Source organism: Arthrobacter silviterrae, assembly GCF_011045165.1.
Taxonomy (GTDB): Bacteria; Actinomycetota; Actinomycetes; order Actinomycetales; family Micrococcaceae; genus Specibacter; species Specibacter silviterrae.
This window is the reverse complement of the sequence record NZ_JAAKZI010000023.1, coordinates 35,698-60,171: the sequence shown is the minus strand read 5'-3', so window position 1 is coordinate 60,171 and position 24,474 is coordinate 35,698. Positions and strand designations below refer to the sequence as shown.

Below are 24,474 nucleotides of genomic sequence, written 5' to 3'. Positions count from 1 at the left end.
TGGCTAGTTTGCGCTGTTGAGTTCCGCGGAAATGACGGCGGCGGCCTGTTGCAGCATGGGCACGGCACGGTCCGCAAACGCCTGGTCAACCCGGGTTACGGGACCTGAGACCGAAATGGCGGTGGGGGTGGGGGCGTTAGGGACGGACATGGCGAAGCAGCGCACGCCGAGCTCCTGCTCTTCCTCATCAATGGAATAGCCGCGGTTGCGGATCAACTCCAGGTCCGCCAGCAGGGCGTCAATGGTGCCGATGCTCTTGTTGGTGGGCGTGGGCATTCCCTGCCGGGCAATGATGCCGCGGACGGTGTCATTGTCCAGCTGGGCCAGCAAGGCCTTCCCCACGCCGGTGTCGTGGGTGTGGGCGCGCCGGCCCACCTCGGTGAACATGCGCATGGAGTGCGGCGAGGGGACCTGGGCTATGTAGATGACCATGTCGGATTCCAGCACAGCCATGTTGGCGGTTTCACCCAGCTTGTCGACCAGCGTCTTCAGCTGCGGCCGGGCCAGTGCGCCCAGCTGCTTGTTGGCGCCTTCGCCCAGTCGGATGAGCCGCGGACCCAGGGCGTAGCGGCGGTTCGGCAGCTGGCGGATGTAGCCCAGCGAGACCAGCGTGCGCAACAGCCTGTGGATGGTGGGCAGGGGAAGGTCCGTGGAACCGGAGAGCTCGCTGAGGGTTACATCGCCGCCAGCGTCCGTGATGAGTTCCAGCAGTTCAAACACGCGCTCCACGGACTGCACGCCGCCGCCGGTCTTTGCTGCCATGTCGCTTTACTCCTGGATTCCTGGACGTCCACCGTCCATCCGTTGCGGGTTCCACAGTGCCCATTTATCCACATTGTGAAAATGATGTTTCAAACTCAAAGATACCGCACCATGTCAACCACTTTGACCATTTGGCGGCAAGGACTTGTTATTCCACTAGATAGATAATAATATCCATCATACGAAAACAAATAACATTCGGGAAGCCCTCGCGGGCCACAACTTCAAGGACATTCAATGGCGAACCCTAGCCCCGGCAACTCCATCACCCTGCGCGTCAGTGCGCCGTCCAACTTCACCGTCACGAGTGAGCTTGCCGCGGCAGCCGCCTCGGCCGGCGCCGCCGTCACCGCACTGGACATTGTTGAGTCCCAGCACACCAGCATTGTTGTTGACATCACTGCGAACACCACCGACGACGACCACGCCGAGCGTGTGCGGGACGCCCTCGAGGCCCTCGACGGCGTGCACGTGCTGCATGTTTCCGACCGCACCTTCCTCATGCACCTCGGCGGCAAGCTCGAGGTCACCCCAAAGGTGGCCATCCGCAACCGCGACGACCTCTCCCGGGCCTACACCCCCGGCGTCGCCCGCGTCTGCATGGCCATCGCCGAGGACCCGGCCGCCGCACGCAACCTGACCATCAAGCGCAACACGATCGCCGTCGTCACCGACGGCACGGCCGTCCTGGGCCTGGGCGACATCGGCCCGGCCGCGGCCCTGCCCGTCATGGAGGGCAAGGCGGCGCTGTTCAAGCAGTTCGCCAACGTCGACGCCTGGCCCGTCTGCCTGGACACGAAGGACACCGAGGAAATCATCAGCATCGTCAAGGCGATTGCCCCCGTGTACGGCGGCATCAACCTTGAGGACATCGCGGCCCCCCGCTGCTTTGAGATCGAACGCCGCCTGAAGGAAGAGCTGGACATCCCCGTCTTCCACGACGACCAGCACGGCACGGCCATCGTGACGCTCGCGGCCCTCACCAACGCACTGCGCGTGGTGGAAAAGAAGATCGAGGACGTCAAGATCGTCGTTGCCGGGGTCGGCGCGGCGGGCAACGCCATCATCCAGCTGCTTCTGGCCCAGGGCGCGAAAAACGTGGTGGCCTGCGGCCGCAACGGTGCCATCAACCGCAGCGAGACCTACACGGATGAGCACCGCACCTGGCTGGCCAACAACACCAACCCGGACAACTTCACCGGCTCCCTCCATGACGCCATGCCCGGTGCGGACGTCTTCATCGGAGTCAGCGGCCCCAACATCCTGGGTGAGGAGCAGGTTGCGGCCATGGCGGAAAACGCCATTGTGTTTGCGATGGCAAACCCCACGCCCGAGGTGGACCCGGTCATCGCCTCACGGCATGCCGCCGTCGTGGCCACGGGCCGCAGCGACTTCCCGAACCAGATCAACAACGTGCTGGCCTTCCCCGGCTTCTTCCGCGGGCTGCTCGACGCCGGCATGTCCGACATCACCGACGATATGCTGGTCGCGGCAGCTGTTGCCATTGCCAACCGCGTGGACGATTCTGAACTCAACGCCAGTTTCATCATCCCCAGCGTCTTCGACCCGCACGTGGCCGCCGACGTCGCTTCCGCCGTTGCCAACGCGGCAGGATCAACCCTCGAAAGGACGCAATCATGACCAGCCCCGCCCTCACCATCACGGTCACCGATCCCACCCCGATCCCCCGCGCCGGCGAAATCCTGACGCCTGAGGCCCTTGACTTCGTCGCCGAGCTCAACAGCCGCTTCAACCCCGCCCGCATCGAGCGCCTGGCCGAGCGCACCACTAAGCGTGAACACGTGGCCGCCACGGGCGGGCTGGACTTCCTGCCGGAGACGGCCGGGATCCGCGCCGGCGAGTGGCAGGTTGCCCCCGCCCCGGCGGCACTGACCGACCGCCGCGTGGAAATGACGGGCCCCGCGTCCCCGGCCAAGATGGCCATCAACGCCCTGAACTCCGGCGCCAAGGTGTGGCTGGCCGACCTCGAGGACGCCAGCACGCCGCTGTGGGCCAATGTGGTGGACGCCGTGCTGAACCTGCGCGACGCCGCCCTCGGAACCCTCGAGTACACCTCGCCCGAGGGCAAGGAATACCGGCTGCGCACGGACGCGCCCCTGTCCGTCGTCGTCGCCCGCCCCCGCGGCTGGCACCTGGAGGAGACCCACCTCCTGCTCAACGGCGCACCCACCTCGGGCGCCCTCGTGGACTTTGGCCTGCACTTCTTCCACACGGCCAAGCTGCTGCTCGCCAACGGCCAGGGCCCGTACTACTACCTGCCGAAGATGGAAAGCCACCTTGAGGCCCGCCTCTGGAACGACGTCTTTGTGTTTGCCCAGGACTACCTCGGCATCCCCCAGGGCACCGTCCGGGCCACCGTGCTCATCGAGACCATCCCGGCCGCCTTCGAAATGGACGAGATCCTTTACGAGCTCCGCGACCACGCCTCCGGCCTGAATGCCGGCCGCTGGGACTACCTCTTCAGCATCATCAAGTACTTCCGCGACGCCGGCGCCGCCTTTGTGCTCCCGGACCGCGGGCAGATCACCATGACGGCACCGTTCATGCGCGCCTACACCGAGCTGCTGGTGAAGACCTGCCACAAGCGCGGCGCCTTCGCCATGGGCGGCATGGCCGCCGTCATCCCCAACAGGCGCGAGCCCGAGGTCACCGCCGCGGCGTTCGAGAAGGTCCGCGCGGACAAGACCCGCGAGGCAAACGACGGCTTTGACGGTTCCTGGGTGGCCCACCCGGACCTGGTGCCGGTCTGCCAGGAAGTGTTCGACGCCGTTCTCGGCGCGCGCCCGAACCAGCTGGACAAGCAGCGCCCCGAGGTGGAGGTCACCGCCGCCCAGCTGCTGGACATCGCCTCCGCCAAGGGCACCGTCACCGAGGCGGGACTGCGCCTGAACCTGTACGTTGCCGTCGCCTACACGGCCGTCTGGCTCTCGGGCAGCGGCGCCGTGGCCATCCACAACCTCATGGAGGACGCCGCCACCGCGGAAATCTCCCGGTCCCAGGTGTGGCAGCAGATCCACAACGCCGCCACCCTCGCGGACTCCGGCAAGACCGTCACCCGCGAACTGGTCACGGAAATCCTGGCCGAGGAAACTGCCAAGCTGCACGGTGAAGTGGGAGACGCCGCCTTCGCCAAGTATTACAAGCCGGCCAGCGACCTCATCGCCGACATCGTCCTCTCCGAGGACTACGCAGACTTCCTGACCGTCCCGGCCTACGAACTGGCGGCGGCCTCATGAGTCCGACGCCGGCACTTTCGGCGGCGGACCTCGCCCAGATCGACGCGTCCCTGAAGGACACGGACCGGCTGCTGGAGGGCAACTACCCGGGCGACGACGGATCCCGTCAGCCCGTGCACACCGTCTACGTTCCGGCTGACAGGTTCACCCCCGACCTGGCCGCGGACTGGGGCCGGCAGGCCCTGGCCACGGTCGAGGCCAACGGCGGGCTGGAGCACCTCGGCGCGCTGCTGGGCCAGGATGCCGCCCTGGCCGCCGAGGTGGCACCGCGCGTTGCCGCCAAGCTGGCCGCCGAGCCCATCGAGGACCTGCGCCTGGACTTTGAGGACGGCTACGGCAACCGCGGCGACGAGGCGGAGGACGCCGACGCCGTCAAGGCAGGCCAGGCCGTGGCCGCAGCAGTTGCCGCCGGGACGGCCCCGCCGTTCATCGGCATCCGCTTCAAGTGCTTTGAGGAAGCCACGCGTGCCCGCGGGCTGCGCACCCTTGACCTCTTTGTTTCCACACTGGCCGACGCCGGCGAACTGCCGGCAGGCCTTGTCCTGACACTGCCCAAGGTCACCACGGTGGACCAGGTCAAGGCGATGGAGTTCGCCGTCGGGCGTCTCGAGACGGCGCACTCGCTGCCGGCGGGCAGGCTCCGCTTTGAGGTGCAGGTGGAAACACCGCAGCTGATCATAGGCGCGGACGGCACCTCGCCGGTGGCCCGGCTGGCGCACGAGGTGCCGGGGCGGATCACCGCCTTGCACTACGGCACCTATGATTACAGCGCATCGCTGGAAATCAGTGCGCAGTACCAGTCCATGGAGCACCCCGTGGCGGACTTTGCCAAGGAAGTCATGCAGCTGGCCGTGGCCGGGACCGGCATCCGGCTCTCCGACGGCTCCACCAACGTCATCCCGATGGGGGACGGCACGGAGGACGCCTGGCGCCTGCACGGCCGCCTGGTGCGCCGTTCGCTGGAACGCGGCTACTACCAGGGCTGGGACATGCACCCGGCACACCTGCCCAGCCGCTTTTCCGCCACGTATGCCTTCTACCGCCAGGGCCTGCCGGCCGCGGCGGCCCGGCTGGCCAACTACGTTTCCCGCACCGAAGGCGCCGTCATGGACGAGCCCGCCACGGCCCGCGCGCTGGCCAACTTTGTGCTGCGCGGCGTGGTGTGCGGAGCCGTCGGCGCCGACGAAGTGCAGGCCCAGGCAGGCCTTGACCAATCACAATTGACGGCGCTGGCCCACCCGCGGCTCGCCACCGTCCACCAGTAAAGGACTCATTGATGGGCAAGTACTATTCCCCCGCAGGCGGGCTTCCGCCGCAGACACACCTGACCACCGAGCGCGCCATTGTCACGGAGGCGTACACCGTCATCCCCAAGGGCGTCATGACGGACATTGTGACGAGCAACCTGCCCGGGTTCACCAACACCCGGGCCTGGATCATCGCACGCCCGATCTCCGGCTTCGCCACCACGTTCTCGCAGCTGATTGTGGAGATCGGAGCCGGCGGCGGTGCGCCGCGCGCCGAGTTTGAGCCCGGTGTGGAGGGCGTCATCTTTGTCACCAAGGGCAAGGTCAACCTGACCCTCGAGGGCGAACTGCACGCACTCGAGGAGGGCGGCTACGCGTACCTGGCCGCCGGTTCCAGCTGGGGCCTGGAGAACGTCTCCGACGGCCCGGTCACTTTCCAGTGGATCCGCAAGGCCTATGAGCGCCTTGAGGGCTACGAGGCAAAGTCCTTCGTCACGAGCGATTCCGAGGTGGAACCCACCGCGATGCCGGACACCAACGGCGCCTGGAAGACCACCCGCTTCACGGACTCCTCCGATCTGGCCCACGACATGCAGGTCAACATTGTCACGTTCCAGCCCGGCGGCGTGATCCCGTTCCCGGAGACCCACGTCATGGAGCACGGCCTGTACGTGCTGGAGGGCAAGGCCATGTACCTGCTCAACAACGACTGGGTTGAGGTGGAGGCCGGCGACTTCATGTGGCTGCGCGCCTTCTGCCCCCAGGCCTGCTACGCCGGCGGCCCGGGCGAATTCCGCTACCTGCTGTACAAGGACATGAACCGCCAGATCAAGCTGACGTAGCGTTCCCGCGGCTTTTGCCGCCGTTCCCGTATTTTGCCGCCGCTCCACCGGTGGCATTTTGCGGGAGCGGCGGCATTTTTGCGTTTGGGAGGGTCAGGACAGGCGTTTCCCTGCGGATGATGAAGTGGGACACATCAAACACCCGCAGCCCCCTTGACTACGCGCCACACCTTGCCTAGACTTTTCATAAAGCAGAATCTAAATTCCACTAGATGAAAATCAAAGGGAATGACAAGCCACAACGGAACGCCGACGTTCCACGGGAAGGACCCCACGATGACGTACACAGTGAACTGCTCCATCCTCCTCACGGAGCTGCCCCTGCTGGAACGCCCCGCAGCCGCCAAGGCTGCCGGTTTCGACGCCGTGGAATTCTGGTGGCCCTTCGCCTCCTCCGTCCCGGCTGACGCCGAGGTCACCGCCTTTGAACGCGCCATCACCGACGCCGGCGTGCAGCTCACGGGCCTGAACTTCAACGCCGGGGACATGCCCGCCGGTGACCGCGGACTGGTTTCCTGGACAGGCCGCGAGAAGGAGTTCCTGGACAACATTGACGTTGTCGCGGGCATCGGCGGCCGCCTGGGCTGCAAGGGCTTCAACGCCCTCTACGGCAACCGCCAAGACGGCACCTCGGCGCAGGCGCAGGACGAGACAGCACTGGAGAACCTCCGGGCAGCCGCCAAGGGCGTCGCCGCCATCGGCGGCACCGTGCTGCTGGAACCGGTCTCCGGCACCCCCGCCTACCCGATCAAAACGGCCCAGGACGCCCTGGACGTCATCGCCAACGCCGGGGCGGAGAACATCAAGCTGCTCGCCGACTTCTACCACCTGGCCGTCAACGGCGACGACGTTGCCGCCGTCATTGAAAACCACGCCAAGGACTTCGGCCACATCCAAATCGCTGACAACCCCGGCCGCGGCGCCCCCGGCACGGGAACCCTCCCCCTCGGCGAGTGGATCACCCGCAGCCGCGAACTGGGCTACACCGGCCACATCGGGCTTGAATACAAGGCCGCCGCAGCGGACGCCTTCACCTGGGCCATCCGCCAGCCCGCCGCCAGCAACTAACCCGCACTTCACGCAAAGGACACACAATGAGCAACGTTGCAGTTATCGGTCTCGGAATCATGGGCCTTCCCATGGCAGTCAACCTCGTCAAGGCAGGCCACACGGTCACCGGCTACAACCGCAGCCAAGGTGCCATTGACAAGCTTGCCGCCGCCGGAGGCCGCGGCGCCACCAGCATTGCCGACGCCGTCAAGGACGCCGACGTCGTCATCACCATGGTCCCTGACTCCCCCGACGTCGAGGCAGTGGTTTCCGGTGCCGACGGCGTCTTCGCCAACGCCGCCAAGGGCACCCTGTGGATCGACGCCAGTTCCATCCGCCCGGACGTGGCCAAGCGCCTCTCCGACGACGCCGTGGCGGCCGGCATCCGCCCCCTCGACGCCCCCGTTTCCGGGGGAGAGCAGGGCGCCATCGACGGCGTGCTCTCCATCATGGTGGGCGGCGACGCGAAGGATTTCGCGGACGCCCAGGACGTGCTCAACGCCGTCGGCAAGACGATCGTCCACGTCGGCCCCTCCGGCTCCGGCCAGACAGTGAAAGCTGCAAACCAGCTGATCGTGGCCGTCAACATCCAGGCACTCTCCGAAGCCATTGTCTTCCTCGAGGCCTACGGCGTTGACACCGACGCCGCCCTCAAGGTGCTCGGCGGCGGACTTGCCGGCTCCAAGGTCCTGGACCAAAAGGGTGCGAAGATGCTGGCCCGCAACTTCGACCCCGGCTTCCGCCTGGCCCTCCACAACAAGGACCTGGGCATTGTCACCGCCGCCGCCCGCGAAGCAGGCGTCACCGTACCGCTTGGCTCGGCCGTGGCCCAGCTGGTCACCTCCATGGTGGCCCAGGGCGACGGCGCCCTGGACCACTCAGGCCTCTTCAAGCAGGCCCTGGCCTCATCCGGGCGCAAGTAGCACCACCCCCACCCACTGACTTTCCCACCTGCTTTTCAAGGAGCACCCCATGACTAAAATGCGCACCGTTGACGCAGCCATCCTGATCTTGGAGAAGGAAGGCGCCACGGAAATCTTCGGACTGCCCGGCGCGGCCATCAACCCGTTCTATTCCGCCATGAAGGACCACGGCGGCATCAACCACACCCTGGCCCGCCACGTTGAAGGCGCCTCCCACATGGCGGACGGCTACTCCCGCGCCGCCGAAGGGAACATCGGCGTCTGCACCGGCACCTCCGGCCCCGCAGGCACCGACATGATCACCGGCCTGTACGCGGCCTGGGCCGATTCGGTCCCGATGCTGTGCATCACCGGCCAGGCCCCCGTGGCCAAGCTGCACAAGGAAGACTTCCAGGCCGTGGACATCGAAACCATCGCCGCCCCGGTCACCAAGCTGGCCATGACGGTCAAGGAACCGGGCCAGATTCCCGGCGCCTTCCAGAAGGCGTTTTACCTGATGCGTTCCGGCCGTCCCGGCCCGGTCCTGCTGGACCTGCCCATCGACGTGCAGATGGCCGAGATCGAATTCGACATTGACGCCTACGAGCCGCTGGCCCCGAACAAGCCGGCCGCCACCCGCAAGCAGGCCGAGAAGGCCCTGGACATCCTGCTGGCCGGCAAGCACCCCCTGATCGTGGCCGGCGGCGGCGTCATCAGTGCCGAGGCCTCCGCCCAGCTGGTGGAGCTGGCCGAGCTGCTGTCCATCCCCGTCATCCCCACGCTGATGGGCTGGGGCGCCATCCCGGACAACCACCCGCTGATGGCGGGCATGGTGGGACTGCAGACCGCCCACCGCTACGGCAACGCCACGTTCCTGGAGTCCGACGCAGTCATCGGCATCGGCAACCGCTGGGCCAACCGCCACACCGGCGGCCTGGACACCTACACCAAGGGCCGCAAGTTCGTCCACGTGGACATCGAACCGACCCAGATCGGCCGTGTCTTCGCCCCGGACCTGGGCATCGTTTCCGACGCCGCAGCCGCCCTGGACGTGCTGCTGGAGGCGGCCCGCGGGCGCAAGGCCGCAGGCACCGTCCCGGACTACACCTCCTGGGCCAACGAGTGCGCCGCCCGCAAGGGCAGCCTGCAGCGCAAGACGCACTTCGACAACGTGCCCATGAAGCCCCAGCGCGTGTACGAGGAGATGAACAAGGCATTCGGCGAGGACACCACGTACGTGTCCACGATCGGCCTGTCCCAGATTGCCGGCGCGCAGATGCTGCACGTCTTCGGCCCGCGCCGCTGGATCAACGCCGGCCAGGCGGGCCCCCTGGGCTGGACCGGCCCGGCAGCCCTCGGCGTGGTCCGCGGCAAGCCCGGCCAGCCCGTCGTCGCCCTGTCCGGCGACTACGACTTCCAGTTCATGATCGAGGAACTGGCCGTCGGCGCCCAGTTCAAGCTGCCGTACATCCACGTGGTGGTCAACAACTCCTACCTGGGCCTGATCCGCCAGTCGCAGCGCGGCTTCAAGATGGACTACCACGTGTCGCTGGCGTTCGAGAACATCAACTCCCCGGAAACCAACGGCTACGGCGTGGACCACATCAAGGTCGCCGAGGGCCTGGGCTGCAAGGCGGTCCGCGTGGAGCGCCCTGAGGACATGCCCGCCGCGTTCGCCGAAGCCAAGCGGCTCATGGACGAGTTCCAGGTTCCCGTGGTGGTCGAGGCCATCCTGGAGCGCGTCACCAACATCGCGATGGGCACCGAGCTGGACAACGTCAACGAGTTCAACGACCTGGCCGAGACGGCAGCCGACGCACCGACCGCCATCATGGCGCTGTCGATGCTGGGTTAGGGCCGTGCCATGCGCGTCATCCTAGCCCCGGACAAATTCAAGGGGTCCCTGTCCGCTCCTGAGGTGGCCCACCACCTGGCTGCGGGCCTCCGCTCGGCGAACCCGGGCCTGGAGATTGAGCTGGTCCCGCTGGGCGACGGCGGCGAAGGCACGGTTGAGGCCGCCATCGCAGCCGGGTTCACCCGGGTCACCGCCACGGTGGAGGGACCCACGGGTGGCGCCGTTGAAGCGGACTACGCCGTCCAGGGTGCCACGGCCGTCATCGAGATGGCAGCGGCCTCCGGCCTGAACGTGCTCGACGGCGGCACCCTGGTCCCGCTGACAGCGTCCAGTTTCGGCACGGGCCAGCTAGTGACGGCGGCGCTGGACCACGGCTGCACGGAAATTGTCCTGGGCGTGGGCGGCAGCGCCTGCACCGACGGCGGCGCCGGCATGCTGGCCGCCCTCGGCGCGAAGCTGCTGGACGCGCGGGAGCGGCCCATCCCCCGGGGCGGGGCTGCACTGGCCGCCGTGTCGCGGATCGTGCTGGAAACCCTGGACCCCCGGCTGGCCGGCACGCACTTCACCCTGGCCAGCGACGTGGACAACCCGCTCCTGGGGCCGGACGGCACAGCCGCCGTCTTCGCCCCGCAGAAGGGTGCCTCCCTGGCCCAGGTGGACCAGCTGGAAAACGCGCTGGAACGCTACTTCCGGGTGCTGTCCAATGAACTGGGCATGCACTCGGTGGACGCCAGCGACCACCCGGGTTCCGGCGCCGCGGGCGGCGTTGGCTTTGCGGCCCTGGCCGTGCTGAATGCTTCCCGCCGCCCGGGAATTGACGTGGTCATGGAGCTGACTGCACTGGCGCAGCGGATCCCGGGTGCCGCCGTCGTCATTACCGGCGAGGGCAGCCTGGACCACCAAAGCCTGCGCGGCAAGGCCCCTGTGGGGGTTGCCGCCGCGGCACAGCTGGCCGGGGTCCGGACGCTGGCCGTTTGCGGGCGCACCACGCTGAATGAATCAACACTGCGCGGCGCCGGCTTTGCCCGGACGTTCGCGCTGACCGACCTTGAGCCCGACACCTCCCGCTGCATGAGCCATGCGGGGGAGCTGTTGGAGCGGATCGGTGCCACCATTGGATTGGAACTGGCCGCGGCCCTGAAAGAGGAGACCTCCCTTGTCTGAAACAACACAGCCTGACTCAACAACTTTTGACCTCGTCATCCGCGGCGCGAACGTCCTCACCCCGACAGGCACCGGCGCATTTGAGGTGGGCGTGAACGCCGGCGTGATTGCCGCCGTCGTGCCCCTCGGCGCGGGCCTGACAGGCCGCGAAACCCTTGAGCTGGCCGCGGACGAAACCCTGCTGCCGGGCCTGGTGGACAGCCATGTCCACATCAACGAGCCCGGGCGCACGGACTGGGAGGGCTTCGCCTCCGCCACCCGGGCCGCGGCTGCCGGCGGCGTCACCACCGTGGTGGACATGCCGCTGAACAGCATCCCGCCCACGACCACGGTGGCCCACCTCGAGCTCAAGCGCCAGGCCGCCGACGGGCAGACGTTTGTCAACGTGGGCTTCTGGGGAGGGGCCATCCCGGGCAACACCGCGGACCTCCACCCCCTCCACGACGAGGGTGTATTCGGCTTCAAGTGCTTCCTCATCCACTCCGGCGTGGACGAGTTCCCGCACCTGGAAGCCGCGGAAATGGAGACTGACCTGGCGGAGATCGGCTCCTTCGGTTCACTGCTCATTGTCCATGCCGAGGACTCGCGGACCATCGAGGAGGCCCCGGCCGTGCCCGGCCGGCACTACGCCGATTTCCTCGCCTCGCGCCCCCGTTCCGCCGAGAACACTGCCATCGCCCAGGTTATCGGCGCGGCCCGCCGCACCGGCGCCCGCGCCCACATCCTGCACCTCTCCTCCGCCGAGGCGCTCCCGCTGATCGCGGCTGCGAAGGCCGACGGCGTCCGGATCACCGTGGAGACCTGCCCGCACTACCTCACCCTGCAGGCCGAGGACGTGCCGGACGGCGCCACCGCGTACAAGTGCTGCCCGCCCATCCGCGAGGCCGGCAACCGCGAACAGCTCTGGCAGGGTCTGGAAGACGGCACCATCGACTGCATCGTCTCCGACCACTCCCCCAGCACCCTGGACCTGAAGGACCTGGAAAACGGCGACTTCGCCGTGGCCTGGGGCGGCGTGTCCTCGCTCCAGCTGGGCCTGCCGCTCATCTGGACCGAGGCCCGCAAGCGCGGCATCCCGCTGGAAACAGTGGTCGGCTGGATGTCATCCGCACCGGCCAAGCTGGTGGGGCTCGAGGCCAAGGGCCGCCTGGCCGTGGGCGCCGACGCCGACTTCTCCATCTTCGCCGCCGACGAATCCCAGGTGGTGGACGTGACCCGGCTCAAGCACAAGAACCCCATCACCCCGTACGACGGCGCATCCCTGACCGGCGTGGTCCGGCGCACCTTCCTGGCCGGTGCCGAGATTGACGGCGTCACCCCCACGGGCAAGCTGCTGCGCAATCCGGCAGTTCCGGCTGTCGAGACCAGGGAGTCCCGTGCCTGAGGCCGTCCTGCTGCCCGCCCTGGGCGAAAGCGTCACCGAAGGCACCGTCACCCGGTGGCTGAAGGAGGTGGGCGACACCGTCGAGCTGGACGAGCCGCTCCTGGAGGTCTCCACCGACAAGGTCGACACCGAGCTACCCTCCCCCTTTGCCGGCGTCCTCGAAGCCATCCTGGTCCGCGAAGACCAGACGGCGGAGATTGGCCAGGTGCTGGCCCACATCGGCGCCCCGCCTGCCCCGTTGGTCGAGACCGGGGCTCCGGACCGGCATTTTCCGTCCGGCTTTCCGGCTGCGTCGGCCGCGGGCGGCCTTCCGCCCTCCTTTACGTCGCCTACAAAAATGCCGGCTCCTCCGCCGCCGGTAGTCGAGCAGGTCGAAACCCCGGCCAGCTACGTCACGCCGCTGGTGCGCAGACTGGCCCGGCAGCACGGCGTGAAGCTTTCCGCTGTCACGGGAACCGGCGTGGGCGGGCGCATCCGCAAGCAGGACATCCTCGCTGCCGCTTCCTCGGCATCGGCGGCCCCCACGGCCCCGGCGGCAGCTGCCGCGCCGGCACCCAGGCCGGCGGCCGCCGTCGTGCCCTCATCGCTTTGCGGCACCACCGTGAAGGCGCCGCGGATCCGCCAGGTCATTGCCCGGCGCATGCGCGAATCGCTGAACGCCTCGACGCAGCTGACCCAGGTGCACGAGGTTGACGTGACGGCACTGGTCCGCCTGCGCGAGGCCTCCAAGGCCGGCTTCGCGGACCGGAACGGCGTGAAGCTGACGTTCCTGCCGTTCATCGCAGTGGCCGTGGCCGGGGCGCTGAAGCAGCATCCCGTGCTCAATGCAGAGTTTGACGAAGCTGCCGGCACAATTACATACCACGGCGCCGAGCACCTCGCGTTCGCCGTGGACACGCCGAAGGGGCTGCTGGTGCCCGTGGTCAGGGACGCGGGCACCCTGAACCTGGCCGGCATGGCACGTGGCATCGCGGATGTCGCCGCCCGCACGCGCGCCGGATCGGTCGCCGCCGATGAGCTCTCCGGCGGCACGTTCTCGATCACGAACATCGGCAGCGTCGGGGCATTGTTCGACACCCCGATCATCAACCAGCCGCAGGTGGGCATCCTCGGCGTCGGCGCCATCGTCAAGCGCCCCGGCGTGGTGAGGGACCGGGACGGGGCGGACGTGCTGGGCATCCGGCACATGATGTACCTGTGCCTGACGTACGACCACCGCCTGGTGGACGGTGCAGACGCGGGCCGCTTCCTGCAGGCCGTGACCCGGCGACTGGAAGCTGCCGAGTTCGACGCGTAGCCGCTAGATCCGGGGGCGGCCCGCCCAGCGGGCCGCCTTCAGGGCCAGGTGCAATTCGAGCCTGACCCGGCCGGCCAGCGGGTCCGCGCCGATGATCCCGCGGACCCGGGAAATCCTGTTGTACACGGTGGAGCGGTGCAGGTGGAGGCGCTCGGCAATCCCGGCCACGGCGCCGTCGTTGTCATACAGCAGCTCCAGCACGGGAAACAGCTCATCGGCATCCGGCCGCCCCCTGATCAGCCGGTAGTAGACGCTGTCTTCAGGATCCGCCGAACCCCCGGCCAGCACCTCATACACGCCGGCGCCGCGCACATCCAGGATTTCCCCCAGGACGGGGTCCACCACCGCCGCCTGCGCCGCGATCCGCGATTCCCGGTACGCCGCGGCCAGGGCCCGCAGCGAGGCGAACGGCTCGCTGATGCCCATCACCACGTTCGACGCCGGCTCCCCCGTCCGCTTGGCCAGCTCACTTGCGTAGCGCCCCAGCACCGCGGCATGGGCAGTGCGGCCCTGCGTGGAGCGCAGCAGCATCACCGTGTGCGAGCCCAGGCCTGCCGTAAACAGGGCAGTGTCGATGCCGACGGTGGCCTGCAGCCCGGCGCTGCGGTGCACCAGGGCTGCGGCGAGCGGGTCCCGCACAGGACGTTGTTTGGGCCGGTCCAGAGGCATGCCCGGGGAGGCATACACGGTGGCCGCCTGCCACGGCCCGCGCTGCCGGACCTCGGGCCATTCGCCGACAATGTCCACGGCGTGCCTGTCGCCGTCCGCGGCTGCCAGGAACTGCTGTTCGCGGGCGCGGCGCTGGCTGGATTCGGCCGTGTTGGAATCCAGCAGCAGGGTGGCCAGGAGGTCCAGCGAATCCCGGACTTGGGGCAGCTGGGCGAGGATCGCCGTCGCGCTTTGCTCCTGGACGTCCTGCTGGACCCAGAGGTACCCCACGCGGAATCCGCGGACCAGCAGCGGCACACAGACCCGCCCCAGCATGCCCAGTTCCGCATTGGCGGGGACCACCACGGGCCGCACGGCGGCGGCGATGCCATGGGAAAGCTGCCAGCTGCTGACGTCCGCGGGAACGCGCTTGCTGAGCAGGAAGTTCACCCGCACCCGGTCGGCATGGGACTGGTTGGCGCTGTACGCCAGCAACAGCCCGTCAAGGTCCTCCAGGGAGAGCCCGCGGCCCAGTTCCAGCGCAAGCTGTTCCACAAGGTCCTCGATCTCCTGGTTTCGCATGGTTTCAGCGTACGGGCAGAACAGACAGTGGGCGACACTTGGCCCTGCGGGATTCGACAAATGTCGGGCTGGGGATCCAAGGAGTCCAGCAATGGCGCGGTTTCCACTGCCCGGGCACCTCCGCCGGCCATGAGCTGACCCACAATCCGGACATAGTGTGGGCTGTATCAAGGCGGACACCAGCCGCACCGGAAATGACGGCCCGCATCGGCCCATTGAGAAGGAAAAACAATGATCATCGGCGTTCCCAAGGAAATCAAGAACAACGAATTCCGCGTGGCCATGACGGCTTCCGGCGTGCACGAATTCACCCGCCAGGGCCACACTGTGCTGGTGGAGCGCGGCGCCGGGACCGGCTCAAGCATCACGGATGAGGAATATGCCGGCGCCGGCGCCGAACTGGTCACCGACGCGGCCGAGGTCTGGGGCCGTGCCGACATGGTGGTCAAGGTCAAGGAGCCCATCAGCATTGAATACCCGTACTTCCGCAAGGGCCTGGTACTGTTCACCTACCTGCACCTGGCGGCCGAGCCGGAGCTGACCCGCGCCCTCATGGACAGCGGCGTCACCGCCATCGCCTACGAAACGGTGCAGATCGGCCGGGCCCTGCCGCTGCTGGCGCCCATGTCCGAGGTGGCGGGCCGGCTTTCGGTGCAGGTCGGCGCGCAATGCCTGACGGCCCCCGCCGGCGGCAAGGGCATCCTGCTTGGCGGCGTCCCCGGCGTCCGGCCCGCCAATGTGGTGATCCTGGGCGCGGGCGTGTCCGGCACCAATGCGGCGGCCATGGCCATCGGCGCCGGCGCGGACGTGACCATCCTGGACATCAACATTGACCGGCTGCACCAGCTCGACGACCACTACCAGGGCCGGCTGAAGACAGTGGCCTCCAATTCGCTGGAAATCGAGCGCGCCCTGCTGCAGGCGGACCTGGTCATAGGCTCGGTGCTGATTCCCGGCGCCAAGGCGCCCAAGCTCGTCACCAATGAGCTCGTGGCCAAGATGAAGCCCGGCTCCGTGCTGGTGGACATTGCCGTGGACCAGGGCGGCTGCTTCGAGGACACACACCCCACCACGCACGAAAACCCCACGTTCACGGTCCACAACTCCGTGTTTTACTGCGTGGCGAACATGCCCGGCGCCGTGCCCAACACCTCCACCTACGCGCTGACGAATGTCACTCTCCGCTACGCGCTTGCGCTGGCCAACAAGGGGGCCGCCGCCGCGCTGGAGGCAGACCCGGCACTGGTTGCGGGCCTCAACGTGGCGGGCGGGCAGGTGGCCCACCACTCTGTTTCCACCGCACACGGCCTGCCGCTGGCGGACGACTGGCGCCAGCTGGTCTAGGGGGCAAAAAGTGCTGGACGGCACGCGCGCAGCAGCGTAGCGTGCCGTCCAGAGAACCTTAAGGAGCGTTTGCCATGAGCAGTTTCGCCACTTCCAGCGACGGCACCAGGATCGCCTACGACGCCGACGGATCGGGCCCGCCCGTCATCCTGGTGGGCGGCGCCATGCAGTTCCGCGGCTTCGACTCCAACACCGTTGCCATGGCCAAGCTCCTGGCCGCCCGCGGGTACACGGTGATCAACTTCGACCGCCGGGGACGCGGTGAAAGCGCCCAGGCGCCCTCGTTTACGCTGGCGGACACCATTGAGGACCTCCGTGCGCTCATCGACGCGGCCGGGGCGCCGTCGGCGCTGTTCGGCAGTTCCTCCGGCGGCTCAATCTGCCTGGCTGCCGCCGCAGCCGGACTGCCCGTCACAGCCATGGTGCTGTGGGAGACCCCGCTGGGTGAGGAACTGGGCACCGACAGCGCGGCCAACCTGGCTGGCCTGCGCGAGAAACTTGCGGCGGGGGACGGCGATGACGTCATCGCCTACTACATGAAGGACATGCCGCCGGAATGGCTGGAGGGCGCCCGGAGCAGTCCCGGCTGGCCGGTCATGACCTCCATGGGGCCGTCACTGGAAGCGGACACGGAGTCGCTGGCCTGGACCCAGTCGGCCCCGCGCGCCGAATTGTGGGCGTCCATCCAGGCACCCACGCTGGCCCTTGTCGGCGAACAGACGCTGCCCATCATGCCGCCGGCCGCCGACTCCATCGCCGCCAACGTGCCCCACGGAAGCACCGGCGTCATCCCTGCCGCGAACCACAGCTGGGAGCCGGACGTGATGGCCACCAGGATCGCGGCGTTTCTGGGGAGCCTGGCATGAGCTTGGTTTCCTGTGATGTGGGCATTTCGATGGACGGCTATGTGGCCGGCCCGGACCAGAGCCTGGAGCACCCCCTCGGCGTCGGCGCCGGCACTGTCCTGCACACATGGATGTTTGACGATCCCGACGCAAATGCGCCGGAGCTGGCGGCCATCACCGACGCGGGCGCGTTCATCATGGGCCGGAACATGTTCGGCCCCGTGCGCGGCCCATGGGAGTCCTGGGACGGCGCGGCAAACGGCCCGTGGCGCGGCTGGTGGGGCGAGGACCCGCCGTACCACGCTCCCGTCTTTGTGCTCACCCACCACCCCCACCAGTCCATTGAAATGGCTGGCGGCACCACGTTCCATTTCGTTGCGGACGGCCCGGAGGCAGCGATGGAATTGGCCCGCCGAGCCGCCGGGGAGCGCAACGTCGCCATTGGCGGAGGCGCCGCAACCATCAACCAATACCTGGCTGCGGGCCTGATCGACGAGCTGCGCCTCCATGTCGCCCCCGTGGTGCTCGGGGCCGGAGAGCGGCTTTTTTCCGGACTGCCCCTCACGGAGTTCGAGCAACTTGGAGCCCGCGCCACCCGCCTCGTGACCCATCTGACATACAGGCGCACCACTCCGTGACTGCGCCGCAATGAGGTTGCTCTTCGGCCCCCTTTCCCCCGGCTCCCTAGGGTTCCACCTGCCGCGCCCGTAGGCTCGTGGGACCGGGTCCGCAAGGTGAAGGGACCCGCCGAGGAGGATCCCATGTTCCGGACACGCCACACCCCGCACCCATGGCTGGCCCTGCTGGCCGGCTCTGCCATTGCCCTGGCCGGATGCACGGGAACGCCTGCCGGCCCGGCGGCCAGCGGCACCCCGACGGGGGGCGGGGGAACAGGACATAGCCAGGCAACGGCGTCGTCCACGGCGGCGGCCACCCAAGGGACTTCGGCGATGGCGCCCGTCCCGCCGACAGCAACGGACGAACCCACCGTCCTTCCCACCACGGCCTCGGTCACCTTGTTCTACATCGCCCAAGGCGACGGCGGCGCCTCCGGCCCGCTGGTGGGCTGCGGCGACAGCGCGGTGGCCGTGACCAGTGCGTCGATCAGCTACACCGACCCCGTGGAGGGCGCACTCCGGGCCCTGCTGTCCGACCATTCCCGGCAGCTGGGCCAGTCCGGATTGGACAACGCCCTGTGGCAGTCGCAGCTCTCGGTGGAATCCGTGGACCGCAGCGGCCCCGCCGTCACGGCCCACCTGACAGGAACGCTGGCGATGGGCGGGGAATGCGACATCCCCAGGGTGGAACAGCAGCTCCTGCTGACGGCAAAGCAGGCCGCCGGCACACCCGTTGCCATCACCATCAACGGAAAAACGTTGAAAGATGCCCTGAGTTTGAAATAGAAGCATTCCTGTAAAAACTTTTGATGCCTATTTAGCAACAATGGTTGTATCCTGACACGGTGAACACTCCAGCCGCCGGCGCCAATGCAGCCGCCGAAACCCTGTCCGAAGAAGCCGTCGACGCACTGGGCCGGGCCCATGCCACCGCCACGGCCACGCCCCCACACCGCCACGACGCCCTGCTTTCCGAGCGTGCCGCAAACATCAAGCAGTCCGCCGTGCGCGACGTATTTGAGATTTCCATGCAGCCCGGGCTCGTCTCGCTGGCCGGCGGCAACCCGTACCTTCAGTCGCTTCCCCTGGAACGTCTGGGCGCCACTGCCGCGGCAATCATTGCCGAACACGGCCTGGAGGCCCTGCAGTACGGCGGCGGCCAGGGCACCCTGGAATTGCGGACGCAGATCTGCGAAGTCATGGCGGCCGAAGGCATTCCCGACGCCGACCCGGAGAATGTGGTCATCACGGCCGGGTCACAGTCCGCCCAGGATGTGGCCGCCAAGGTGTTCTGCAACCCCGGCGACGTCATCCTGCTCGAGGACCCCACCTATGTGGGCGCGCTGAACACCTTCGAGGCCTACGAGGTTGATGTCCAGCCTGTGGCAGGCGATGGCCACGGCATCATCCCGTCCCTGCTGCGCGAACGCATTGCCGCGCTACAAGCCGCTGGCAAGCGCATCAAGCTGCTCTACACCATCCCCAATTTCAACAACCCCTCCGGGGTGATGCTGGCCCCGGAGCGCCGCCAGGAAATCGTGGATATATGCCGCGAGGCGAATATCCTTGTCGTGGAGGACAACCCCTACGGCCTGCTGAAGTTCGACGGCGTCCTGCCGGCACCGCTGCGCGCGGCGAACCCTGAGGACGTGCTCTACCTGGGCTCCTTCTCCAAGATTTTCGCCCCCGGCCTGCGCATAGGGTGGGCGCTGGTGCCGGCCCACTTGAAGCAGCGGTACTACCTGGCCAGCGAGGCAGTCACCCTGTGCCCGCCCACCTTCAACCAAATGCTGGTCAGCGACTACCTGCGCAACTACGACTGGATGGGCCAAATCAGCACGTACCGCAAGCTGTACGAGGAACGCTGCACGGCCCTGCTTGCCGCGCTGGATGAGTTCATGCCGGACGGCGTCACCTGGACGCGCCCCGAAGGCGGCTTCTTTGTCTGGCTTACACTGCCGGAAGGGATCGACACCTACCCGCTGCTCTACAAGGGCATCGACGCCGGGGTGGTGTTTGTGCCCGGCGCGGCCTTCTCGGCAGCCGAGGGCCCCAGCAACAAGCTGCGCCTGGCCTTCAGTGCCGTGCCGCCCGAATCGCTGCGCGAAGGCGTGCGCCGGCTGGCCCCGGTCCTCGCGGAGGCCATCGCCGCAAACTAGCCCTTCTGCGGGGTGCCCAGCAGCACCTTCCCGGAGATGGCCTTTTTCAGCTGGTCCTGGCGCATGGCGGACTTGATGTCAGGCGCCAGGATCGCTGTCATGGCCTGGGCCAGGAACTTCTCCCCGGCACTGTTGGGATGCTCCAGGTCATCCGCAAGGTTTTTCGCACCTTCGCCCTGGAACCAGCCCAGTGCCACCGGGTCAATGAACCGTGCACCTATGGCGGATGCCTGCTTGGCCAGTGACTGGCGAATCCCGGTGAGCTGGCCGGCGGTGTCATTGGACTCCGACGTCGGCCCCACCACTATGACCTTGGCATCTGGGGCCAGCACCTTGACCCGGGCCAGGGTCTGCTGCATGGCCCCATCCACGCCTGAGGCGCCAGTGTCGTTGTCCGAGCCAAACAGCATGACCACCTGGGACTGGGAGTTCACTATGCGGTTGACCAGGTCCAGGTAAACATCGGCTCCCTCGCCCTGCTGGACGTAGCCCGCGCCGTTTTCCGACGCGTTGGTGATGTTCGCCTTCAGGCCCATCGATTCGACCAGCGCCTGGGCCTGGGCCGGCCAGGTGTCGCCCGGAGTCTTGAACCCGGTGCTCAGGGAATCCCCAATGATGTCAACTTGGACGGCCTTGACCGGATCAACCGTGGGGACCCCCGAGGCCGACGCTGCGGCAATGGCCACCACCACCAGCACCAGCACGGTGAGGGCCAGGACGGCCCCGCCTTGCCATCTGGCAAGCCTGCCGGCTCGGTGGTATCGGCGGATTGTCATGCGTTAAGCGTAGCCACCCTGACCGCAGGGGACCACAACGACTGCTGGAGGTTGGCTGTGAAAGCCTGTGCTGCCCGGGCCCGGGTCAGTCCAGGAGCAACGCCGGCTCCTCCATGATGGCTGCGACGTCTGCCATGAAGCGGGCTGAGAGGTCCCCGTCCACCACGCGGTGGTCGAAGGAACCGCCGAGAGTGGTGACCCAGCGTGGCACCACTTCCCCTTCGACCACCCACGGCTTCTGTTTGATGGTGCCGAACGCCACTATCGCCACCTCGCCCGGATTGATGATGGGCGTGCCCGTGTCAATGCCCAGGGCTCCGATGTTGGTGACAGTCAGCGAGCCGCCGGCCATGTCGGCAGGCTGCGTCTTGCCCGCCCGCGCCGTGGTGGCCAGCGCGTTCAGCGCAATGGCAAGTTCCTTCAGTGACAGCTCCTGCGCGTCCTTGATGTTTGGCACCATGAGCCCCCGCGGGGTGGCGGCGGCAATGCCCAGGTTCATGAAGTGCTTGATGATGATCTCATCCCCCGTCCACGTGGCATTGACGGAGGGGTTGCGCGCGGCCGCCCAGATCACTGCCTTCGCCAGGATCAGCAGGGGGGAGACCTTGATGCCCTCAAAGTCCCTGGAGACCTTCAGCCGCTTGACGAACTCCATGGTGCGGGAGGCATCCACGTCAACAAAAATGCTCACGTGCGGGGCGGAAAACGCGCTGTCCACCATGGCCTTGGCCGTGGCCTTGCGCACGCCCTTGACCTTGATGCGCTCGATACGGGGGTCCTCCGCCACTGCCGGGCCGGGGGCGTGCGCCCAGAAGTCTCCCGCCGCTGCTGGCCCTGCGGCCTGCTGGTCCCGGTGGCTGAGCAGGTCCTTTTTCGTGACCTCCCCGCGCAGGCCCGTGGGGGCCACGTCCGCCAGGTTGATGCCCAGGTCCTTGGCGGCCTTGCGCACGGGCGGCTTGGCCAGCACGCGGTTTGCGGGGGCCGGGGCTGCCGGGGCGGCAGGGGCTGCCTCCACAGCGGCCGGGGAGCCTGCCCGCGGGCGGCGGCGAACGGCGTCGGCCTTGGGGCCTGAACCAACCAGCGGCTTCATGGCAGGGGCCTCGGCTGGCACGTCGGCGGGCGTCGCCGGGGAGGCGGATTCCTCCGGAGCCGCGGCGGAGCCGCCGATGCGGATGATGGGGGTTCCCACCTCCACGGTGTCGCCGTCGGCCACCAACAGTTCCGCCACCACACCCGCATAGGGGGAGGGCAGCTCCACAATGGACTTGGCCGTTTCAATCTCCACCAGCACGTCGTTGACCGCCACAATGTCCCCGGCCTTGACCTGCCAGGCAACGATTTCGGCCTCCACCAGGCCTTCGCCGACGTCCGGCAGCTTGAAAATATTCGAGGTCGACATGCGTGGCCTTCCTAGTATGCGAAGGCGCGGTCCAGCGCCTCCAGCATGCGGTCAATGTCCGGCAGGTAGTGTTCCTCCACGCGTGCCACCGGGTAGGGCATGTGGAAGCCGCCCACGCGGATGGCCGGGGCTTCCAGGGAGTAAAAGCAGCGTTCGCTGATGCGTGCGGCAATTTCGCCGCCAATGCCGCCAAAGGTGGGGGCTTCATGGGCAACGATGAGCCGGCCGGTCTTGTTGACCGACGCTTCCACGGTGTCGAAGTCGATGGGCGAGATGGAGCGCAGGTCAATGACTTCCACACTGTGCCCGTCGTCGGCCGCGGCATTGGCGGCCGCCAGGGCCACGGGGACCAGCGGACCGTACGCGACAATGGTGGCGTCGCTGCCCTCGCGGACCACGTGGGCGGTGAACGGGTCACCGGGGTTGTTTTCCGTGTCGACCTCGCCCTTGAGCCAGTAGCGGCGCTTGGGTTCAAACACGATCACGGGGTCCTTGCACGAAACGGCCTGCTGGATCATCCAGTAGGCGTCGTTGGCGTTGGAGGGGGTGATGATGCGCAGCCCGGCCGTGTGGGCAAACAGGGCTTCCGGGGATTCGGAGTGGTGCTCAATGGAGCCGATGCCGCCGCCGTAGGGGATGCGGATCACCACGGGGGCGCTGAGCTGGCCGTCGGAACGGGTATGGATCTTGGCCAGCTGCGTGGTGATCTGGTTGAAACCGGGGAAGACAAAGCCGTCAAACTGGATCTCGCAGATGGGGCGGTGTCCGCGCAGGGCCATGCCGATCGCGGTGCCGATGATCCCGGACTCGGCCAGCGGCGTGTCCATGACGCGGTGGGCGCCAAATTCCGCCTTGAGGCCCTCGGTGACCCGGTAGACCCCGCCCAGGGAGCCGATGTCCTCACCCATGAGGAAGCTTTTGGCATCGTTGGCCAGCGTGGCGCGCAGGCCTTCATTGATCGCCTTGGCAATGGTCATTGTCTTCATGCGGCACCGCCCTGGGAAGTCTGTGTGTCGGCGGCGGCAAAGCCCGCCTCATAGTTCTCGAACCAGGCCAGTTCCTCGGCAACCAGCGGATGCGCCTCGGCGTAGACGGTGGCAAATTTTTGCCGGATGTTGGCGCCACCCAAGGCCAGCGTGGCGCGGCGGACATGGGAAGCCAGCTCGTCGCCGTCGTTCTTCACCTGGGCGAAAAAGTCGTCATCGGCCAGGCCTTCGGCGCGCAGATAGGTCTCCAGCCGCTGCAGCGGATCCTTTGCCCTCCACGCCTCCTCCTCAGCGCTGGCGCGGTATTTGGTGGGGTCGTCGGCCGTGGTGTGGGCGCCCACGCGGTAGGTGGAGGCCTCGATCAGCACGGGGCCCTTGCCGCTGCGGGCATGGTCAAGCGCCCACTGGGTCACGGCGTAGACAGCCAGGACGTCATTGCCGTCCACCCGGATGCCGGGGAAGCCGTAGCCGCCGGCCCGGTTCACCAGCGGCACCTTCGACTGCACCTCAAACGGCACGGAAATGGCCCAGTTGTTGTTTTGGCAGAAGAACACCACGGGGGCGTTGAAGGAGGCGGCAAACACCATGGATTCGTGGACATCGCCTTCGCTGCTGGCCCCGTCCCCAAAATAGGCGACGACGGCGGCCGGCTCGCTTGCGCTGTCCGCAGCCGCGTCGCGCTGGATGCCCATGGCGTACCCCACGGCGTGCAGGGTCTGGGCGGCAAGCACCAGCGTGTAAAGGTGGAAGTTGTTCTCCCGGGGGTCCCAGCCGCCGTTGGAAATGCCGCGGAACAGCTTCAGCAGATCCGCCAGGTCCAGGCCGCGGGTCAGGGCCACGCCATGCTCACGGTAGGTGGGAAACGCGTAGTCGGCCGGGCGCATGGCTCGGCCGGAACCGATTTGGGCGGCTTCCTGGCCCACCACGGGCACCCACAGGGCCAGTTCACCTTGGCGCTGCAGTGCCGTCGCCTCTGCGTCGAAGCGCCGCACCACCGCCATGTCGCGGTAGAAACCGCGCAGGGTCTCCGCGTCCAGCTCATCCACGTAGGGGCCGAAGGTGTCCTCATGCCGGCGGTTACCGGCGGCGTCCAGGAGCTGGACCATGTCCCGCTCCCCCACGGTGTGGGGTTGCAGGACACCCGCAGATGCGCCCGCGGGGCCCACCCGGGTTCCGTTCTCAGATCCGATGCCGGTGGCAGATTGCTGGGCAGCGCCCATACGGTCTCCTCGTTTGCTGACCCACGGCGTGCCACACGGCCCGCTGCGCCAACTCGTTGGTGTCAATATATGCCGCTACGGGAATCTATTCCGCGAAGTGCATATATTTCCATTTTCGATTTACCACTGTATCCGCAC

Annotated in this window: 20 protein-coding genes and 1 pseudogene; 15 read left to right on the top strand and 6 right to left on the bottom strand. The window is 67.5% G+C overall.

Going from position 1 to position 24,474, the window contains the following annotated elements; translation table 11 throughout:
• Positions 1-3: 3 nt before the first annotated feature.
• On the bottom strand, positions 4-762 hold the full coding sequence (locus tag G6N77_RS13240; protein ID WP_165182645.1) for an IclR family transcriptional regulator: 759 nt from the start codon (positions 760-762) through the stop codon (positions 4-6).
• Between the two features lie 237 nt (positions 763-999).
• Here G6N77_RS13240 and G6N77_RS13235 point away from each other — a divergent pair, with 237 nt between their 5' ends.
• The 10 genes and pseudogenes from G6N77_RS13235 to sucB form a co-directional block, all read left to right on the top strand.
• Positions 1,000-2,403, top strand: a complete 1,404-nt coding sequence (locus G6N77_RS13235) for an NAD-dependent malic enzyme (RefSeq protein WP_165182644.1) — start codon at positions 1,000-1,002, stop codon at positions 2,401-2,403.
• Entirely contained in the window at positions 2,400-4,019 is a 1,620-nt protein-coding gene (gene aceB / locus G6N77_RS13230; RefSeq protein ID WP_165182643.1) for a malate synthase A, read from the top strand. The genes G6N77_RS13235 and aceB overlap by 4 nt, the downstream gene beginning before the upstream one ends.
• Positions 4,016-5,284: a DUF6986 family protein gene (locus tag G6N77_RS13225; RefSeq protein WP_165182642.1), complete on the top strand. Its 1,269-nt coding sequence runs from the start codon at positions 4,016-4,018 to the stop codon at positions 5,282-5,284. The genes aceB and G6N77_RS13225 overlap by 4 nt, the downstream gene beginning before the upstream one ends.
• Before the next feature lie 11 nt (positions 5,285-5,295).
• On the top strand, positions 5,296-6,108 hold the full coding sequence (locus G6N77_RS13220) for a bifunctional allantoicase/(S)-ureidoglycine aminohydrolase (protein ID WP_165182641.1): 813 nt from the start codon (positions 5,296-5,298) through the stop codon (positions 6,106-6,108).
• 276 nt (positions 6,109-6,384) lie between these two features.
• On the top strand, positions 6,385-7,176 hold the full coding sequence (locus tag G6N77_RS13215) for a hydroxypyruvate isomerase family protein (protein WP_165182640.1): 792 nt from the start codon (positions 6,385-6,387) through the stop codon (positions 7,174-7,176).
• Positions 7,143-8,081, top strand: coding sequence for a 2-hydroxy-3-oxopropionate reductase (locus G6N77_RS13210; protein ID WP_262454489.1), 939 nt, complete (start codon positions 7,143-7,145; stop codon positions 8,079-8,081). The genes G6N77_RS13215 and G6N77_RS13210 overlap by 34 nt, the downstream gene beginning before the upstream one ends.
• A 49-nt stretch (positions 8,082-8,130) precedes the next feature.
• Positions 8,131-9,915 carry a glyoxylate carboligase gene (gene gcl / locus G6N77_RS13205; RefSeq protein WP_165182638.1) on the top strand — a complete coding sequence of 595 codons (1,785 nt, stop codon included), beginning with the start codon at positions 8,131-8,133 and terminating at the stop codon, positions 9,913-9,915.
• A gap of 9 nt (positions 9,916-9,924) precedes the next feature.
• Entirely contained in the window at positions 9,925-11,079 is a 1,155-nt protein-coding gene (locus tag G6N77_RS13200) for a glycerate kinase (protein WP_165182637.1), read from the top strand.
• Entirely contained in the window at positions 11,072-12,463 is a 1,392-nt protein-coding gene (gene allB, locus G6N77_RS13195) for an allantoinase AllB (RefSeq protein ID WP_165182636.1), read from the top strand. The genes G6N77_RS13200 and allB overlap by 8 nt, the downstream gene beginning before the upstream one ends.
• Positions 12,345-13,760 (top strand): annotated as a pseudogene (sucB, locus tag G6N77_RS13190) (2-oxoglutarate dehydrogenase, E2 component, dihydrolipoamide succinyltransferase); the annotation flags it as partial. The gene allB and the pseudogene sucB, both read left to right, overlap by 119 nt.
• A gap of 3 nt (positions 13,761-13,763) precedes the next feature.
• Here sucB and G6N77_RS13185 read toward each other — a convergent pair.
• A complete protein-coding gene (locus G6N77_RS13185; RefSeq protein WP_165182634.1) occupies positions 13,764-14,990 on the bottom strand; it encodes a PucR family transcriptional regulator in 1,227 nt (408 codons plus the stop codon).
• Positions 14,991-15,221: 231 nt separating this feature from the next.
• Here G6N77_RS13185 and ald point away from each other — a divergent pair, with 231 nt between their 5' ends.
• The 5 genes from ald to G6N77_RS13160 all read left to right on the top strand — a co-directional run bounded on the left by ald (position 15,222) and on the right by G6N77_RS13160 (position 19,955).
• Positions 15,222-16,334 (top strand): alanine dehydrogenase, encoded by a 1,113-nt coding sequence (gene ald, locus G6N77_RS13180; protein ID WP_165182633.1) that lies wholly within the window; start codon positions 15,222-15,224, stop codon positions 16,332-16,334.
• 74 nt (positions 16,335-16,408) lie between these two features.
• Positions 16,409-17,200: an alpha/beta fold hydrolase gene (locus G6N77_RS13175; protein WP_165182632.1), complete on the top strand. Its 792-nt coding sequence runs from the start codon at positions 16,409-16,411 to the stop codon at positions 17,198-17,200.
• Positions 17,197-17,817 (top strand): dihydrofolate reductase family protein, encoded by a 621-nt coding sequence (locus G6N77_RS13170; RefSeq protein ID WP_165182631.1) that lies wholly within the window; start codon positions 17,197-17,199, stop codon positions 17,815-17,817. Before G6N77_RS13175 ends, G6N77_RS13170 begins: the two co-directional genes overlap by 4 nt.
• Before the next feature lie 123 nt (positions 17,818-17,940).
• Entirely contained in the window at positions 17,941-18,582 is a 642-nt protein-coding gene (locus G6N77_RS13165) for a hypothetical protein (protein ID WP_165182630.1), read from the top strand.
• A 59-nt stretch (positions 18,583-18,641) separates the two neighbouring features.
• Positions 18,642-19,955, top strand: coding sequence for an aminotransferase-like domain-containing protein (locus G6N77_RS13160; protein WP_165182629.1), 1,314 nt, complete (start codon positions 18,642-18,644; stop codon positions 19,953-19,955).
• Here the strand turns inward: G6N77_RS13160 and G6N77_RS13155 are convergent.
• From G6N77_RS13155 to pdhA, 4 genes are all read right to left on the bottom strand, one after another.
• A complete protein-coding gene (locus tag G6N77_RS13155; protein WP_165182628.1) occupies positions 19,952-20,731 on the bottom strand; it encodes an SGNH/GDSL hydrolase family protein in 780 nt (259 codons plus the stop codon). The genes G6N77_RS13160 and G6N77_RS13155 overlap by 4 nt on opposite strands.
• Positions 20,732-20,816: 85 nt before the next feature.
• A complete protein-coding gene (locus tag G6N77_RS13150) occupies positions 20,817-22,130 on the bottom strand; it encodes a dihydrolipoamide acetyltransferase family protein (RefSeq protein WP_165182627.1) in 1,314 nt (437 codons plus the stop codon).
• A gap of 11 nt (positions 22,131-22,141) precedes the next feature.
• Positions 22,142-23,116, bottom strand: a complete 975-nt coding sequence (locus tag G6N77_RS13145; protein WP_165182626.1) for an alpha-ketoacid dehydrogenase subunit beta — start codon at positions 23,114-23,116, stop codon at positions 22,142-22,144.
• Entirely contained in the window at positions 23,113-24,222 is a 1,110-nt protein-coding gene (gene pdhA / locus G6N77_RS13140; RefSeq protein ID WP_240902141.1) for a pyruvate dehydrogenase (acetyl-transferring) E1 component subunit alpha, read from the bottom strand. The genes G6N77_RS13145 and pdhA overlap by 4 nt, the downstream gene beginning before the upstream one ends.
• Positions 24,223-24,474 lie beyond the last annotated feature (252 nt).